The organism is Vibrio sp. HI00D65 (assembly GCF_001635455.1).
Taxonomy (GTDB): domain Bacteria; phylum Pseudomonadota; class Gammaproteobacteria; order Enterobacterales; family Vibrionaceae; genus Vibrio.
The window spans coordinates 117,406-134,310 of sequence record NZ_LWEH01000005.1 but is presented as its reverse complement, the minus strand read 5'-3'; the positions used below and the strand labels follow the sequence as shown (position 1 = coordinate 134,310).

Annotated in this window: 14 protein-coding genes; 6 read left to right on the top strand and 8 right to left on the bottom strand. The window is 44.0% G+C overall.

Features of this window, described 5'->3' with window-relative positions:
• Positions 1 to 460: 460 nt before the first annotated feature.
• Entirely contained in the window at positions 461 to 2,899 is a 2,439-nt protein-coding gene (locus tag A3712_RS01570) for an ABC transporter permease (protein ID WP_063521991.1), read from the bottom strand.
• Position 2,900: 1 nt separating this feature from the next.
• Positions 2,901 to 3,575, bottom strand: a complete 675-nt coding sequence (locus tag A3712_RS01565) for an ABC transporter ATP-binding protein (RefSeq protein ID WP_004738017.1) — start codon at positions 3,573 to 3,575, stop codon at positions 2,901 to 2,903.
• Between A3712_RS01565 and A3712_RS01560 the strand changes: the two genes are divergently transcribed.
• The 5 genes from A3712_RS01560 (at position 3,574) to mrdA (ending at position 11,488) form a co-directional block, all read left to right on the top strand.
• Complete coding sequence (locus A3712_RS01560; RefSeq protein WP_063521990.1) at positions 3,574 to 4,197, top strand: arylesterase; 624 nt, start codon at positions 3,574 to 3,576, stop codon at positions 4,195 to 4,197. The genes A3712_RS01565 and A3712_RS01560 overlap by 2 nt on opposite strands.
• Positions 4,198 to 4,278: 81 nt before the next feature.
• Positions 4,279 to 5,478 (top strand): enoyl-ACP reductase FabV, encoded by a 1,200-nt coding sequence (gene fabV, locus A3712_RS01555; protein ID WP_063521989.1) that lies wholly within the window; start codon positions 4,279 to 4,281, stop codon positions 5,476 to 5,478.
• Between the two features lie 179 nt (positions 5,479 to 5,657).
• The gene (locus A3712_RS01550) at positions 5,658 to 7,565 is read left to right on the top strand and encodes a bifunctional diguanylate cyclase/phosphodiesterase (protein WP_063521988.1); all 1,908 of its coding nucleotides are present in this window, start codon (positions 5,658 to 5,660) and stop codon (positions 7,563 to 7,565) included.
• 120 nt (positions 7,566 to 7,685) lie between these two features.
• Positions 7,686 to 9,341, top strand: coding sequence for an ABC-ATPase domain-containing protein (locus A3712_RS01545; RefSeq protein ID WP_063521987.1), 1,656 nt, complete (start codon positions 7,686 to 7,688; stop codon positions 9,339 to 9,341).
• A gap of 248 nt (positions 9,342 to 9,589) precedes the next feature.
• The gene (mrdA, locus tag A3712_RS01540) at positions 9,590 to 11,488 is read left to right on the top strand and encodes a penicillin-binding protein 2 (RefSeq protein ID WP_063521986.1); all 1,899 of its coding nucleotides are present in this window, start codon (positions 9,590 to 9,592) and stop codon (positions 11,486 to 11,488) included.
• Between the two features lie 79 nt (positions 11,489 to 11,567).
• Here the strand turns inward: mrdA and A3712_RS01535 are convergent, their stop codons facing one another.
• Together A3712_RS01535 and A3712_RS01530 are read right to left on the bottom strand one after the other, a co-directional pair.
• Positions 11,568 to 12,167: a DNA-J related domain-containing protein gene (locus A3712_RS01535; RefSeq protein ID WP_443083539.1), complete on the bottom strand. Its 600-nt coding sequence runs from the start codon at positions 12,165 to 12,167 to the stop codon at positions 11,568 to 11,570.
• A gap of 199 nt (positions 12,168 to 12,366) precedes the next feature.
• Positions 12,367 to 13,206, bottom strand: a complete 840-nt coding sequence (locus A3712_RS01530) for an isopenicillin N synthase family dioxygenase (protein WP_004738026.1) — start codon at positions 13,204 to 13,206, stop codon at positions 12,367 to 12,369.
• Between the two features lie 198 nt (positions 13,207 to 13,404).
• On the opposite strand from A3712_RS01530, the gene A3712_RS01525 reads away from it, so the two are divergent.
• A complete protein-coding gene (locus tag A3712_RS01525; protein WP_063522102.1) occupies positions 13,405 to 14,010 on the top strand; it encodes a DUF2238 domain-containing protein in 606 nt (201 codons plus the stop codon).
• A gap of 93 nt (positions 14,011 to 14,103) precedes the next feature.
• Here the strand turns inward: A3712_RS01525 and A3712_RS01520 are convergent, their stop codons facing one another.
• The 4 genes from A3712_RS01520 to A3712_RS01510 all read right to left on the bottom strand — a co-directional run bounded on the left by A3712_RS01520 (position 14,104) and on the right by A3712_RS01510 (position 16,847).
• On the bottom strand, positions 14,104 to 14,355 hold the full coding sequence (locus tag A3712_RS01520; protein WP_063521984.1) for a hypothetical protein: 252 nt from the start codon (positions 14,353 to 14,355) through the stop codon (positions 14,104 to 14,106).
• 233 nt (positions 14,356 to 14,588) lie between these two features.
• Positions 14,589 to 14,723: a hypothetical protein gene (locus A3712_RS28600; protein ID WP_269451406.1), complete on the bottom strand. Its 135-nt coding sequence runs from the start codon at positions 14,721 to 14,723 to the stop codon at positions 14,589 to 14,591.
• Between the two features lie 36 nt (positions 14,724 to 14,759).
• Entirely contained in the window at positions 14,760 to 16,451 is a 1,692-nt protein-coding gene (locus A3712_RS01515; protein ID WP_063521983.1) for an SgrR family transcriptional regulator, read from the bottom strand.
• 162 nt (positions 16,452 to 16,613) lie between these two features.
• Positions 16,614 to 16,847 (bottom strand): DUF3389 domain-containing protein, encoded by a 234-nt coding sequence (locus A3712_RS01510; protein WP_063521982.1) that lies wholly within the window; start codon positions 16,845 to 16,847, stop codon positions 16,614 to 16,616.
• Positions 16,848 to 16,905: the final 58 nt, after the last annotated feature.

The window sequence follows — 16,905 nt, the reverse complement described above, 5'->3', positions numbered from 1 at the left end:
CAAGGTCTTAGCCTTCTTGATATCCGAATCTATGTAAAAAACTTAAATAATCTCTTGACTCAATAACTATGAATTCTAGTTTCGAGGTTATTCTAACAGTCAAATTTGTCCTAAGTGACGCCACATAAAGGCTGTCTCAGTACTTGTAAAACAAAGATGTTAACTTATCCCTAAAGTTATCCACCGTTTTTGTGGATAACTGTTGACAACGTCCTCGCTAAGTTGCGCAAACCCTTTGTTTACAGGGACTAACCTCTGTTTATTAAATCGACATAAATACACGTTAGGCTTCATTATATTCTAATAAATGTCGATTTTAAGGCACTCAATCCCTGATTTATGCCTATTGCTGGTTAAATAAAAAGCAGCCTAACTGTGGCTTCTATCCCTAGTTGGTACCTTGGTATAAAAATTCACAATCAGACCGCTTCAACAAACTATCTGAGGTTTTCTATCTCAACTATCCAAAATCCTTATTTACAGGTGCCAATAGACGCTTGATTAAGCTGTTAACTACAGCTGCTAGGGTTGTGAAAGTGAGTACAGGTAAAGCAACCCACAACATTGGATGCAGTGACGGTTCTAACTCAAATCCAAAATTCATCACACCGGCAACACTCATTTCTGAACCGAGTGCTGCTATTGAGCCCGCAACCAATGCCATTAATCCATATTCACACCATATGGTGTTGAGAATACGTTTCTTGCTTGCCCCTAACGTACGATACAAACGTATCTCTTGTTGTCTTTGAGATAAGCTAAGACGTAACAGCGTGAAAATAAGCAACAGTCCAGCGACAACACCAAGCGCGGCCAGCACGGTAATAGACCAAACAATCTGTTTGAGTAGCTCTTGGATCTTGCTGCCCATCACCCTGATATCCATCAAACTCACGGTTGGATGGTTCCGAGAGAGTTCATTGAGCATGGAATTGTGTTGATCTTCTAGCCTAAAACTAACCAGCCAAGTAGAAGGTATTGAACTCAGTACGTCAGGGGCGAAAATGAAGTAAAAGTTTGGTTTCATTTCACGCCATTCTACTTTTCGAATACTATTGACTTTAGCTGCTACATTTTGACTGTTGATGGTAAAAACAAGCTCGTCGCCAATGTTCAAACCTAACTGGTCTGCAACAGCAGATTCAACTGACACACCTTGTTCTTGCGTCCAGCTGCCTTCAAGTATTTCATTATATTCTGGTAGCGATTCGCCCCAAGTGAAGTTGATTTCACGGCTTAGGGCATCTGTACCTTCTGAAGTGTCAGTGTATTCAGAGGCTTCGACACCATTGATCGTCGTCAGTCGTCCACGAATGATTGGGAATGCTTGAGTGCGTTCAACTTGGTTTTCATCGATGGTTGCAAGGTAACTGTCTTTCTCATAACTGGCTATGTTAAGCGCAAATGCATTCGGCGCATCCTCGGGCAAGGTTTGTTGCCAATCTGACAACAGATCACTTCTTACCAACCAGATGATAGATAACAGCATCAATGATAGTGCCAGAGAGCCAAATTGAATGCCCGTCGCAAGCGGTGTGCGATTGATGCGGCTAATAGCCAAACGCATGGAGGTCGATGTTGGCAACTTACTAAACAGTCGCAACACAACAGTGCTCACCACAGCGAGGATCAAAAACAAGCCAACGATTCCTGCAAGAACAATCCACACCAACAGATTGTCACCATACATCAATATCATTGGGATGATAGGCACTAACAACAGCGCGAACTTCTTATAGCTATTTTGTGCTTTGTGATTTGATTGAATAACACTTATCGCCGATGTATTGACTAATCCAAGCAATGGAATGCCAAGCGCTGGTATACCAATTAGAATACTCGATACGATGGCAAGAATGGCAGGTTCGATACCATAGCTAGGAAGCGGTGAAGGCAATAAGTCACCAAGCGGAATACGGAGAAGAAACTCGAGTCCGATCCCGATCGCGATACCAAGAACGGCGCCAATAACGACCAGTAGTGAGACTTGTACTGATAGCCACTTAATGATCCACTGTTTACTTGCGCCTAAGCTTTTTAACATAGCGATGGTCTTTCGACGGCTCGCTACATAATGTTGGCACGTCAATACAAGGGTAGTCGCTGCCATAATCACGACAATCGCGACCGTTAGTGATAAGTATTGAGTGGTTCTTTCAAACATATCATTAGTGCGGCTTGCTGAATCTTGTGTACGCCAACGATCACTCGGAGTTAATTCGATACTGTCTTGAGCTGCTTTTAGTTTTGCATCATCACCGTTTAAGAACAGTCTGAAACTTACACGGCTTCCCGGTTGAATAGCTCCTGTCGCGTCAATGTCATCATTATGTATCAGTACCGCAGGCATCTGTTGGAATGGGTTAAAGCTAAGCCCCGGTTCTTGAGAGATTCGCCCGGTAATGGTTAGGTCAGCATCCCCAATAGTGACACTGTCACCTATTTCAACTTCCAACTGTGTGAAAATACGTTCGTCCAGCCAAAGTTCACCGGGCTCAACGTGATTGCTCGATGCATTGTCTGCACCTTCTAGTACCATCTCCCCGCGTAATGGATAGTTACTCTCTACCGCTTTAACTGTCACTAACTGCATCGCGTTGTCGCTAAATGCCATGGTTGAGAAACGGGTTAACTGAGAGCTTTCTAGTTGCTTTAATTGAGTGATGTCTAGTAATGGTTGTGGAATTGGGTTTGCTGAGATGAACACGCTGTCAGCAGTGAGTGCATCTTTCCCCTGTTTTACGATGACCTGCTCCATGCGCTCAGCCAATGCTGATAGCGCGAAAACACAGGCAATGATCAGTGTTAAAGCGATCGATACCGGCCATAGTTGACCATGTCGAATCTCTTCAATACTCCATGAAAACAGGCGTTTGTTCAGTCCGTTTGATGAATTCAATTTAGACTTCCTCTATCTGTCCGACATGCATCTTAAGCGTTCGTTGACAGCGTTGTGCTAACTTAGGATCGTGTGTCACCAACACCAGTGTGGTGCCGTGAGAGGAGTTCAGCTCGAACAGTAGTTCGACGATTTTTGCTGCGGTTTGTTGGTCTAAGTTCCCCGTTGGTTCATCAGCAAATAGAATCTTTGGCTTAATCATAAATGCACGAGCTAATGCCACACGTTGTTGCTCGCCGCCCGATAGTTGAGATGGCAAGTGATCAAGCCTGTCCTTGAGGCCAACCGATTCGAGCAAAGCTGTTGCACGTTCTATATCTTCATCTTCGCCTTTCAGCAGACACGGAAGGGTTACGTTTTGTAGTGCAGACAAACTAGGAATCAAAAGAAAGCTCTGAAAAACAAACCCTACCGATTCACTTCGGATTTTCGCTCTCGCTTCATCATCAAGCTGTGATAACGGTTGCCCTAGCAGATGAATTTCGCCTTTTGTTGGAACATCAAGCCCCGCAAGTAATGTCATCAAGGTCGATTTGCCTGCTCCCGACGTGCCGACAATCGCGACTGTTTCACCTTCACGAATATCAATATCGACATGCTCTAGGATTGTTAAATGTTCTTGATTAGTAGACACTGTCTTGGAAACAGCTTCTGCTTTAATGATGGATGTATGCATGACTCGACTAATTTCCTTTTTGTTCTTTGTATTATTTTCTAGCGCTTCACTGGCTCAAGACTCAGCGCCAAGCCAAGAGTCTAAGTTACTTATACTTGGCGACAGCTTAAGTGCTGGTTACAACATGGATATCAAACAGAGTTGGCCAAGTTTGTTACCAGATGCTTTAGCGAAACACGACAAAGCGGTGATCGTGGTCAACGGCAGCATTTCTGGTGATACAACGGGTAACGGTTTAGCTCGTTTGCCAAAGCTGCTTGAAGACCATGCTCCAGATACTGTTCTCATCGAACTGGGTGCGAACGACGGTCTTCGAGGCTTCCCACCTAAGCTGATGTCTTCAAACTTGGATCAAATCATCAAACAAGTTAAGGATGCTGGTGCTAAACCAATCATGATGCAAATTAAAATTCCGCCTAATTACGGCAAGCGTTATAACCAGCAGTTTGAATACGTATTTGCAGCTTTGGCTGATCAACAAAATGTGCCGCTGTTGCCGTTTTTCCTAGAGCACATCATTCTAAAACCTGAGTGGATGATGAACGATGGGCTACACCCAAAACCGGAAGCTCAGCCTTGGATTGCTGAATTTGTCGCCGAAGAATTATATCAGTATCTTTAAGTTTTAATGGTCTAGCTCAATAAATTTTACACAGCTTTACGTTAGCCTGAGTGCATATCACCGTTAACTGTAAGGTTATTTATGCTGATCGAACCTGTTATCACGGGTGTGGTAGCCAAAAGCGCTCACCCTCTTGGCTGTCAAGAAGCCGTTAAGCAACAAATAAAATTCGTTAAGAGTGCGCGGCAAATCAAAGATGGCCCTAAGCGAGTTTTAATCATCGGCGCTTCTTCAGGCTTCGGCCTTGCGGCTCGCATAGCCCTAACCTTTGGCGGTGCACAAGCCGACACCATTGGCGTTTCATTTGAACGTGGTCCCAAAGAGAAATCCCTTGGAAGTGCCGGCTGGTACAACAACATCTACTTCAAAAAAGAAGCGGAACGCGAACAGCGCACAGCTATTAATATCGTAGGTGATGCCTTCTCTAAAGAAACACGCGCTCAAGTTGTTGAAGCGATAGAAACTTACTTCGAAGGTGAAGTTGATCTGGTTATTTATAGCTTGGCTGCTGGTCTTCGCCCTAAACCTGATTCCGATGAGTTTTGGCGTTCAGCTATCAAACCTATTGACGAAAGCGTTACCGGCGCGACCATCTCGCTTGAACATGATAGTTGGGTTACCAATACCCTCCAAGCCGCAACTGCAGAGGAAGCAGAAAGTACTCTCAAAGTTATGGGTGGCGAAGATTGGGAAACCTGGATAGATGAACTCATCAATGCCGAATCTATCGCTACCGGTTGTAAAACTATTGCCTTTTCTTACGTTGGTCCTGAAGTGACACACCCAATTTATCTCGATGGTACACTAGGTCGTGCAAAAATCGACCTTCATCAAACCAGTCATGCGCTTAACCTTGAATTAGCCAATTTTGGCGGCAATGCTTATGCGACGGTATGTAAGGCATTGGTGACCAAAGCGAGTGTATTTATCCCAGGCTTAAGCCCCTACCTGCTTGCGTTGTACAAAGTGATGAAAGAAAAACAGACGCATGAAGGCTGTATCGAACAAATGCAGCGCCTGTTTAGCACTAAGCTGTATGGTCAATCTAAAGTTCCGCTTGATGGTGAGCGGTTGATACGAATGGACGACTGGGAACTAGACCCAGAGACGCAGGCTCATGTGACAGAGTTGCTTAATAATATGGATGAAAACAACTTCCAAACCCTAGGTGATTACCAAGGATTTAAAGATGAATTCTTGCAGCTAAACGGTTTTGCACAACCATCAGTCGACTACACTAAGAAGTTGAATAGTGCAGACTTTATAAAATTAAAACCTTAGTCGAAATTTTTCTCATTACTGAGACCCATATTCATATTTGAAAACCTCTGCAAAATTGCCGAGGTTTTTATGTGCAACATTTCTTATACTTTATTAAAGTAAGATTCACAGTTTTATTTGGTTCATCATAATTAACACAGGATGTGTTGATGCATTCAGCATAATTGACTCGGAGTCATATGAAGAAAATAAAAACACTCGATTTAGATATCCCAGACGATATGGAGCACGGTTGGCAAAAGATTGTCGATCTCTTAGCTCAAATTGCTCACGTGCCAGCTGCGCTTATTATGCGAGTTCACTCCAATTACATTGAAGTCTTTTCCACCAGTCATAGCGAGAACAACCCTTACAATAAAGGTGACTCAGAAGAGTTGGGTAATGGCCTTTATTGTGAAACAGTAATGGAATCGCAACGGCGCCTACTCGTACCCTATGCGCTCAAAGATCCATCATGGGAAAATAACCCCGACATTGATCTTGGCTTGGTCTCTTATTGTGGTATTCCCCTCCTTTGGCCAAATGGCGAAATCTTCGGAACCATTTGCATCTTGGACTCGAAGGAAAATCACTATACGCCCACTTATATCAAACTACTTGAGAGCTTTCGTACCTCAATAGAATCTCAGCTTAAAACCCTCTTCCAGCATGCAAAGTTAGCTCAGATGAATCGCGACCTAAAAAATCGCGTGTATACACGGACTAAAGATCTCGCCAGTCTGAATTATTCTTTGAATCAAGAAATTGATAAGCGCAAAGCGGCTGAACATAAAATCAATTTTCAAAAGAACCACGATCTCGGGACCGGCTTCTTGAATCGCAATGCGTTTGAGTCGCGTCTTAATCACAAACTGTCATCACAACGTAGACTCACTGATTGTTCATTCGCCGTCATTCATATCGGTTTTACGAATGGCAGGCGTATACAAGCCAGGTACGGCTATAACGCTTTAGACAAAGTCTTAGTAGAGTACCGAAAACGTATAGACAGCATTTCTGACATCGACGTGTTAACAGCACGCCCTACTTCTGTTGACTTGGTGTTGGCGTTCAGCGTCAAGGATTTGCACCATCGTCTCGAAGAGCTCTGTCAAACACTAGTAAAGGTTGGTCACTCCGAATTTGACATTGAGAAGGATAAAGTTCACCTACACGCATTTATCGGCATTGCGACCACTAATAGCGAAGATGATGCTGAGAGCATTCTCCAGAAGTCCTCTGAAGCTATGCTCGCATGCAAAGATTCCGGACAAAAGTTTGCGTATTACTCTCAGTCTCATACGGATGAACAAAGCCATATCAATAAGATCGAAGGTTATTTGCTACAAGCGGTTCGTAACGATGACTTGATGCTCTATTTCCAACCTAAAGTGTGCCCGTTAACTCACCGCTGGGTGGGTGCCGAAGCTCTACTTCGTTGGCGACACCCTGTTTTAGGCGACATTTCTAACGAAACATTGATTCACATGGCCGAGCAGAACGGCTTGATTTTTGAAGTCGGTAGTTTTGTGCTGCGTAATGCGATTGAAAAAGCCAAAGAATGGTCTGAATACGTTGAAGACTTTAAGATGGCGGTTAATGTCTCTGCGGTGCAGCTCAAGAACGCGCACTTTGCTGAGCAAGTCGTCCATTTACTGGAAACCTATCACCTTGAACCTCATTTCTTAGAGCTCGAAGTGACAGAAAGCGGACTCATTGCAGATGAAGTGGTGGCAAAGAACACACTTGAAACATTGCATGACATAGGCGTGACATTGTCACTGGATGACTTTGGAACCGGCTACGCATCATTCAGTTACCTTAAGAAGTTCCCATTTGATGCAATCAAGATTGATAAGAGTTTCATCGACCAGATGCTCGACTCGACTGAGGACTCTGAGATTGTCCGTTCAATCGTCCAGATCGCAAAAAAGTTGGATCTGAAAGTGATGATTGAAGGAATTGAATCAGAAGTTCAGGAGCAGTTTATTATTGATGAGGGCTGTGATGTTGGCCAGGGTTACCTTTATGGCAGACCGATGCCAAGCCAAGAATTTGAACACAGCTTAGTCAATCAAAACTATTTAGGGACAACTCGTTACGCTTAAAGCAGAAAAGCGCAGTTAGTTTTGGTTTTAGGTTCAGTTTCTCTTTACTCTATAGATGGTGATTTTTATAATCGCCGCCTTTCTGTTTTTATCTTCCCCTTTATATAGGCATTCCTCGTTATGGATCAGTTGACTGCAAAGCTTAAAAAGCTCGAAAAACAAAACTACCGTGCATATCAACAAATTAAAGGTCAATACGACTTTGCTGATTTCGAATTACACATCGACCACATTCAAGGAGACCCATACGCGTCAGCCTCTCGTTTTCGAGCAACGCGCGCGTGGTCGTTAACTGGGTTAGATTGGCTGAAAGAAAAGTCTTATGAATACCAAGTTGCGGCTCGTGATTTTATCGCACGTAGCTTTGCTGAGTTCGCAAAACAAGAAGCGACCGTTTCTATTGCATTAACGGGTCAAACGGTACTCGATAATACTGCCGTCGTGTTTACAGAAAATGGTATCGAAATTCGTTTCCGCATTAACCTACCTGCTGATGGTCGTAGCATTCTTGCGAAGAAAGCGAACAACATCATCACCTTCTACCTGCCGAAGTTTATCCGCCGTGCAACGCTAGAGCGAGAACTGAACATCGATGCAATGATCAAGCACTGTGAAACGATCGAAGACCAAGAAGCGCTGCGTGCACAGCTAGATGATCATAACCTAGCGGCATTTGTGGCAAATGGCAGTGTATTACCACGTATCGCAGGTAACTGTGACCTTCCAATGAAAGATGCGGTTCCTTTCACTGCTCCAGAATCACTGAGCGTTACGTTAAACACGCCAAATCAAGGCGACGTAACAGGCTTGGGCATTCCTAAAGGGATTACATTGATCGTTGGTGGTGGTTTCCACGGTAAATCGACATTATTGAATGCGGTTGAGCGTTCTATCTACAACCATATTCCTGGTGATGGCCGTGAAGGTATCGTGACTGCCATTGATACCATGAAGATTCGCGCCGAAGATGGCCGGTGTGTGCACAGCTTAAACCTGTCAAACTACATCAATCATCTTCCAATGAAGAAAGATACGTCTGATTTCAGTACGCAAGACGCTTCGGGCTCTACTTCTCAAGCGGCTTGGCTACAAGAGTCGATTGAAGCAGGTGTTCAAACCTTATTGATTGATGAAGATACATCAGCGACCAACTTCATGATCCGTGATGAGCGTATGCAGGCATTGGTTTCAAAAGGTGACGAACCGATTACTCCTCTTGTCGACCGTATTGGCCAGCTGCGTGATGAAATGAAAATCTCTACTATCGTCGTTATGGGGGGCTCTGGTGATTATCTTGACGTAGCAGACACTGTGATCCAAATGCACGACTACCAAGCGGTAGATGTTACAGAGAAAGCTAAAGACGTAATTGCCCAGCACCCGACTCAGCGCATTAACGAGTGTGAAACACCATTAGAGATGTTTGTTCCTCGTTCATTGAACCGTGCATCACTGATGAACATCCTTACTGATGGTAAGTTCCGAGTAAGTGCTAAAGGCAAAGAGTCCCTGCGTTTTGGTAAAGAGTTTGCCGACCTGTCTGCGCTAGAGCAACTTGAATCAACGTCTGAAGTCAACGCGATTGGTTGGGCTTGGTTCCAGTTCGCACAAATGCCGGGCTGGTCGAATAATCCTGCAAAAGAGTTTAATGCGATTCTTGGTAATGATTGGCACCAAAATATGCCTAACTATGGTGACTTAGCGAAACCAAGAACATTGGATGTTATGGCGGCTATTAACCGTATGCGTAAATCTCAGTTCAAGCCTTCGAACTAAGTTCTAATTAATATCAAATAACGGCCCCCAAAGATGGGGGCCGATTTTATTCCCACTCATCCAAGCACGCATACTAGCGAACCACAAATGTTGAGTAACGAGCTGGTTATGTACCAAGCACATCGTTCCCCATAATTTATATAACTCTGGTTATCTTTGAGAAGCTCATAAAAAATGACATTGTCTTTACGAAGCTATGGTAAAGTCCGCCTAAACCAGTGTAACTAAATGTAACAGGCTAAGATTTGATGTACCACAAACGCGTAAAAATGCGCGATCATAAAAATGAAGTAAACCTGTTTAGAAACCGTGTTATTGTCGCATTCATAGGTATTCTGCTTTTCACTCTCGTCTTAGTCGGTAACCTATACCGACTCCAAGTTCAAAACTTTGATAGCTACCAGACCCGCGCTGACGGGAACCGAATTAAAGTGCTCCCTATCGCCCCTACGCGAGGGCTAATCTACGACAGAAATGGTGTGTTGTTGGCTGAAAACAAACTGGTGTTTTCACTCACCATGATCCCTGAGCAAACAAAAGATGTAGACGAGATGCTGATCAAGCTCAACGAGTACATCCCGTTGAGTGAGGAGCAAGTTATGCGTTTTAAAAAGCGCTATCGCAACACCCGCCGTTTTAAGTCCGTTGCGATATTGGAGAATCTGACGGAAAAAGAGATCGCAAAATTCTCTGTTCACCAATACTTGTTTCCCGGACTGACAATCGATACTAGCTTAAAGCGCTTCTACCCTAATGGTGAAGTACTGACTCATGTATTAGGCTATGTTGCACACATCAATGACAACGACCTAAGAAAACTAGAAGAACAAGGCAAAGAAGCGAATTATCAAGCAACCACTATCATCGGTAAGCTTGGTGTTGAGCGATACTACGAAGAGATACTTCATGGTCAAAAAGGTTATCAAGAGGTTGAGGTTAATAGCCGAGGCCGTATCGTCAGAACCATAAAATATGTTCCACCTGTTGCAGGGAAAGACATAGTGCTCAACATTGATCTCGAACTGCAAAAGTACGCGTTTGAGCAGCTTGACCATCGTACTGGTAGCGCGGTAATCCTCGACCCGAAAGACAACAGTGTTTTGGCAATGGCATCAAGCCCGAGTTACGACCCTAACCTTTTCGTTGATGGCATTTCTAGTAAGAATTACCAAACATTACTCAATGACCCCGCCCACCCATTGGTAAACAGAGCAACGCTAGGTGTTTATCCGCCTGCTTCTACTGTTAAGCCGTTCATGGCTGTTGCGGGCTTGAATGAGCATGTAATTTCAGAAAATACAATTCGCAATGACCACGGTGTTTGGCGTATCCCAGGCTCTAAGTCTAACTCCAAAGCGTGGCGAGACTGGAAACGTTGGGGCCATGGTCCTGTTGACGTAACACAGGCAATCGAAGAGTCGGTGGATTCATTTTTCTATCAAGTGGCGTTTGACCTAGGTATCGATCGGATCAGTACATGGATGAACCGTTTTGGCTTTGGCAAGCCATCTGGCATCGACATATACGAAGAAAGTAACGCCAATATGCCGACTCGAGATTGGAAGATGATGCGCTACCGAACGCCTTGGTATCAAGGTGACACGGTACCGATCGGTATTGGACAAGGGTACTGGACATCGACCCCGCTGCAACTTGCGAAAGCTACCTCTGTGTTAGTCAATCACGGTAAGGTCATGCCTCCCCATATACTGCGAGCAACATTGGATCATGGTGAAGACTTTGAGACCCAACAGCTAGTAGAACTAAAGCAAATGCCATCTATTGATGAAGTGCCAGACAAAATCTGGGATGTGTCGATTAATGCGATGCGACTAGTGAACCATGGCAGCCGCGGTAGTGGTAGAAGAGCGTTTAAAGGAACCAAGTACACAAGTGGTGGTAAGTCGGGTACATCGCAAGTATTTGGCTTGGCAAAAGATCAGGTGTACAACTCCAAAGAGCTCGAAAGGCATCTACTCGACCACGCGCTCTACACTGCCTTTGCGCCTTATGAACATCCGGATTACGTTGCCACTGTTGTTATTGAACATGGTAATGGTGGTTCTAAGGTTGCTGCACCTTACATCCGCAAAGTGCTTGATTATGCATTTGAACACAAAAGCGGTGTGAGTAAAGACCACTCATAACTGACAAAATGTACAAAGCTCCACTTGTCTAAAGTGGGGCTTTGTTGTTCATAAACCACAACACATCCAGCGGGACAATTTAGCTTCGCAAAACGTGCCACGCTTCGCACAATCTTTGAAACTGAACCGTGTTACCTTTATCTCTATCTGGGTGCCAGCGAAGCGCTAGCCGTCTCCACTGTTTACGTATTTCTTCTGGTGAAGCGTCGAACGGTAATTCAAACAGGCTCAATGCTCGGCTTCGATCCATATCTGTTTCGACACCACCGACATACTTTTTATATCGAGTCCAAAACTCATTCAATAGCCTTTTAACTTCACCCTCTTCGGCCTCGTAGTTCGACCAGTCAATATAGTACTCACGCAACGGGTCTTGGTGGTCAATAACGTGTGTGCTTCCATAATATCGGCCGCACATTAGTTCTATGTCCATCGCCTGAACTTGAAGCCAATTATCTGGATAGAGTGTCTCTTGCAGTTGGTAGAGCGCATTCATGATTAAGAAGTTTTTCTTGAATAACTCCTTCTCTGGAATTTGGTCTAACACTGGAACGAAACCGAGTTCATTAAGATGCGCAGCCAAGGTATGCACCTTCCACCCACTTGGCTTTTGTTTGAGGACTTCCATTATTGGCCAGAGCAACGGGTTTTCCATATGAGCATGAAAATGGCGGCTCATGTCCTGGTGGCTCGATGATTCTGGGTTGTCTAACATAATTGGTTGGGCCCGTTACCATATGCATTTGTGTGTATTATTAATTGAAAGCGATCTATCGCGGTTTGTCGAGTTTCAAACTAAATAAATTTCAATCAGTTATATGTTCAAACAACAAAAAGGCCAGCGTGATGCTGGCCTTTAGAGTATAAAGTCTGACTAATTAGATAACGCCTAGTTCTCTTAAGCGCTCCATTAGGTACTCATTTGCTGTGTACTTTTCAGATAGAACCACTTCTGGTTTAGGGTGCAAGAAAAGAGGCAGTGAGATGCGTGATTTTTCTTGGCGTGCACCAGTTGGGTTAATTACACGGTGAGTCGTTGATGGGAAGTAGCCACCAGATGCTTCTTGAAGCATATCACCGATGTTGATGATCATGTTGCCGAAATCACACGGCACATCAAGCCACTCGTTGTTTTGAGATTTAACTTGTAGGCCTGGCTCGTTCGCTGCAGGTAGCACAGTAAGAAGATTAATGTCTTCGTGTGCTGCAGCACGGATAGCGCCTGGTTCTTCATCACCTTGCATCGGTGGATAGTGAAGTACGCGAAGCAGAGTTTGTTCACTGCCATTGATCATTTCTGATAGAGCAATAGAGAACTTTTCTTGTACTTCTTGAGGTGCGTGAGCTTCAACCCAACCTAATAGCTCTTGAGCAAAAGCATTAGCGCGTTGGTAGTAATCTAGAATCTGCTCTTTAAGCTGCTCAGGAATTTGACCCCAAGGGTATACGTGGAAGTACTCTTTAATGTCTTTTACCGTATGGCCTTTTGCAACTTCAGACACTGAAGGTGGAAAATATCCATCTTGTGTTTCAACATTGAAGTGGAAGTTCTCTTTCTCCTCAGAGATAAAGAATTGATACCAGTTCTCGTAAATTGACTCAACAAGCTCTTTAGGGATGGGGTGGTTTTTCAGTACGCCAAATCCAGTTTCACGTAAAGAGCGAACAAATTGTTCTGCTGCGTCGTCAGCAAGATAATCGACAGTTTCCAGTTTCATGACTTCTTTCTTGTTATGTAGTGATACGAGGATTTTATGGTTCGCTTTGTTGTAAATCAAATTTTAGTGAAACTCTCGCAACCGTTCGTCTAGATACTGTGCGATAACGCAACTTTTCAACAATTTTGTTAATTAAAACTCAATTGAACGATGTTCATTATTGTGCAACTATACATAAAACTTATATGGGATCTGATGATGATAATTACGCCACTTGCTCAAAATAGACCTCTACTCTCGCTCACGGCGTTGTATCTCGTTGTTTTTTTATTCTCAGCGTTTGTGCCGTCTTCAAGAGCGGTTTGGATAGCAGAAATCGTACCCGCCTTACTGATTCTTGTCGGGATTTGGTGGTTATCGACAAAATTAACGTTTACAAAAACCGCTTATGTTTTGATGTTCATTTGGTTGGCACTGCACACAATTGGCGCGAAGTACACTTTTGCGGAAGTACCGTTCGAGTGGTTTAATCAGTTAATTGGCTCTGAGCGCAACAATTTTGATAGAGTCGCACACTTCTCTATCGGACTTTATGCCTACCCACTCGCTGAGTATCTTATTCGGAATAAGCTGGCTCAGCCCGTAATTGCGTGCTTCTTTGCACTGTTTGCCATCATGAGTGTTGCGGCAGGCTATGAAATTATTGAATGGTGGTATGCTGAAATCGCAGGTGGTGATGAAGGTATCGCTTTCCTTGGGTCACAAGGTGATATCTGGGATGCGCAAAAAGACATGCTATGTGATACGACCGGAGCTATCGTCTCACTGCTGCTTCTCAAGCTTCAAGGACGTACCAAGTTGTAGCCAAACACTTCGTTAACTCAGTTTATCCAAGATTCACTTTCAGATGCCACACGTGTTATACGATGTGGCATTTTTTGTGTTTTAGCTTCAAGGCTATTTCATAGTGACCTTACCACCCACGAACTTAAATGCGGGAGTGCCGCGTACTAACGTATCTCGAGCAAACTCAATTCCACATTCAGGGCAAATGCACGGCTCTGTAGTAAAGTCTTCAACAATCCTTTCCTTAAAACATTTTGCGAGCGCTCCCTTACCGCCTTTTCGATATTTGAATAACTGTGTTTTGCATTTAGCGCAAAATATTTGAACGGTTTTCGTCGGTTGTTTCTTGTTAGGTTTCGCCATAAAGGTAACGTGCTGATTCTAATTGTTTAAGTTTAGCCGCTACAAGCACTAAGCTTATACCGCCTAATATGATGGTTGATGAAATCACAAATTGCAGGGTGACAGGCTCCGAGAGCAACAGTACGCCGCCGAGTGTCGCGATAACCGGAACCGAGATTTGAGCTTGGAAAACAGCGCTGTGGGAGTAGCTTCAGTTGCATTGTTCCTATTCTGGGACGCTATACCTTGCAAAATCAATAGAGTAGACGCGCCAGATAAATGGGGAAACTCAAAGTATCGATGGTTTGATCCATCAATTCCCATCGACAAAGCACAGAATTTGCCGCAAAGGCCACCAGCGTAATTAATGTCAATAAGACGGTTTGCATTACTATTCCCTTGCCCTTCCTGGCGCTATCCGTGTATTAATCAACGTCAGGTTTAACCCAAACTTGGCTAAAATCGAACCAACCAAGCGCATTACACTTCGCGTTTTGTAAGGTACCGCACTGATCTTTGTTTACCCCTAACCAACAGTGGAACATAGGTATCAATTGGTTGCTTTGTACCAGTTGTTTACCAAGCTGCCTTGCCGGGAATTGTTCAAATTCACCTGAGCGCCAACGATCAATCATATGACACCATTGATCAAAGTCTTCTCCCGGGCTCGATTCATCAAGAAAACTGTAATCCATAAGCCAGCATGCCAACGCATCGTCCCTGTTATTTGCAATTCCCATAGGGTTAATCCAAATATCCACAGTATCCGCATGAGGAGGAGCGGTTTCGTAACCGAAAAGATCCACATCGACGTTATATTCCTTGAGTACCGTTTCAATGGCCTTGGCAAGCGTAGGAAACATAGGGTGTTGGCATTGATATGCTAATTTAATCGAAGGCTTAGTATCGGCTGGTGGACATACTGGGACTTTTAACTTGATATCGTACCAACCCGGCTTGATGCCGTAAGCATGTAATACCCCCATATCAATAACTGTCTCTTTCGGAATATGCAGGAATAGATCAGCAGCGTTTAGAACATTTGACAAAAACTCAGCCCATTTAGGGTCTTTTGCTATGCCTTTCTTTCTATTGAGCAATAGGTAGGTACATCCAGGGTCAAGTCCTACCTCATCACTATCACCGCGGTCAGCAATGACAGGTTTTGAAAGGCTCGGGTAAACCATTGATGAATAGGCTTCGTCTACAACCCAAACTTCCACACGATCGATCAGAGGTCTAAACCCAAAGTATCCATTGAAAGCGGTTAACACGAGTTGTTTTTCGTCATTCTTCTCAATGCGATATGGTCCAGTACCAATCGGACGAATATCATAGTCCTCCCCTCGCAAAATCATCGGCAACGTTACTTTTGCGACAGATTCTGTGAGCGCAAGTGGGAAGTATTTATCTGGCCGCGTTAGGAAAACATCAACCACGCAATTGGCTGGAGATGACACGTCTTTGATATGAGAGAACATGTTGAGCGGCTCAAGGGCTAGTAGTGTATCAACAACATGATTTGTCATAAGCGGTTCGCCGTTATGGAAACGAACCCCTGGCCTTAAGAAAAACCGCCATTGATAGTCACTGATTTTTTGCCAAGAGTGTGCAAGGTCAGGTTGTAACTGATCATTTTCATCCAAGCGGGTTAAGCCACTGAATACTTGGCAGGCGATATGTTGCTCTGAACGACGCATCGACTTAGTCGGGTTAAGCATGGAGAGCGGACGATAATAAGGCAAACGGATAACCTGTTCGCCCTCTTGGTACTGAACGCCCAAGTAGTTTTGGATGACTTGAGTTAGCTTCGCGGCATTTTGATCAAGAACAGACAATGCCTGTCCAATCTTACCTTCTTCTAAGTAGCGTCTTGCCAAGTTTTCGCTAACGTCACAACGATTCTGCTTGAAGATGAGTTGGGATAACTTACCTCGACCAGCTGCAGGTAGCCACTCTACCCACCCCTCTTCTTCGAGTTTGTTGAGTACCATTCTAGCATTTCGACGGGTACAACAGAGCACATCTGTTATGTCATCAAGCTGAACATCAGAGTCTTTACCATCGAAGTATTCAAATAGGGTTTCGAATTGAACGCGAAGTCTAGGGCTACTCATAAAGAGGAAAACTTAATCAAGTGATATTGAATTCAGTTTCCTCATTTTATAAGAGAAAATCAATCTAACTGATAATGTTTTTACACAGAATTATCGAATTTAGGCAGGCCTACTCAAACATAGAGAAGTGACAAGCACCAAAAGTACTCAGACGCTCTAGAGTTACATGACATCACAGCCTATTTCGTTAGCAATATCTCGAAGTTGGTGCTCGTCATCGAGTTTTATTGACCACTTACACTCAGAGCCATTTGCGGAGATGACATTTGCCCCTTTTCCGATCAGTTGAATGGCATCAACCTGTGCTTGTAGCGTGACTCTATGCTCACCATCTAAACGCACAACAAGCTCATGTGCTGTTGCAATGACTTTTCCACTTTTAAAGGTTATGACCATGGATTTCTCAAACTAGGATTATGGTTGGATAATGGCGTTAAAACCGGAGACCACAATG

Coding starts and splice junctions, on each gene's coding strand:
- A3712_RS01560 (WP_063521990.1), top strand. CDS start 3,574: ATGACTCGACTAATTTCCTTTTTGTTCTTTGTATTATTTTCTAGCGCT.
- A3712_RS01565 (WP_004738017.1), bottom strand. CDS start 3,575: ATGCATACATCCATCATTAAAGCAGAAGCTGTTTCCAAGACAGTGTCT.
- fabV (WP_063521989.1), top strand. CDS start 4,279: ATGCTGATCGAACCTGTTATCACGGGTGTGGTAGCCAAAAGCGCTCAC.
- A3712_RS01550 (WP_063521988.1), top strand. CDS start 5,658: ATGAAGAAAATAAAAACACTCGATTTAGATATCCCAGACGATATGGAG.
- A3712_RS01545 (WP_063521987.1), top strand. CDS start 7,686: ATGGATCAGTTGACTGCAAAGCTTAAAAAGCTCGAAAAACAAAACTAC.
- mrdA (WP_063521986.1), top strand. CDS start 9,590: ATGTACCACAAACGCGTAAAAATGCGCGATCATAAAAATGAAGTAAAC.
- A3712_RS01535 (WP_443083539.1), bottom strand. CDS start 12,167: ATGAGCCGCCATTTTCATGCTCATATGGAAAACCCGTTGCTCTGGCCA.
- A3712_RS01530 (WP_004738026.1), bottom strand. CDS start 13,206: ATGAAACTGGAAACTGTCGATTATCTTGCTGACGACGCAGCAGAACAA.
- A3712_RS01525 (WP_063522102.1), top strand. CDS start 13,405: ATGATAATTACGCCACTTGCTCAAAATAGACCTCTACTCTCGCTCACG.
- A3712_RS01520 (WP_063521984.1), bottom strand. CDS start 14,355: ATGGCGAAACCTAACAAGAAACAACCGACGAAAACCGTTCAAATATTT.
- A3712_RS28600 (WP_269451406.1), bottom strand. CDS start 14,723: ATGCAAACCGTCTTATTGACATTAATTACGCTGGTGGCCTTTGCGGCA.
- A3712_RS01515 (WP_063521983.1), bottom strand. CDS start 16,451: ATGAGTAGCCCTAGACTTCGCGTTCAATTCGAAACCCTATTTGAATAC.
- A3712_RS01510 (WP_063521982.1), bottom strand. CDS start 16,847: ATGGTCATAACCTTTAAAAGTGGAAAAGTCATTGCAACAGCACATGAG.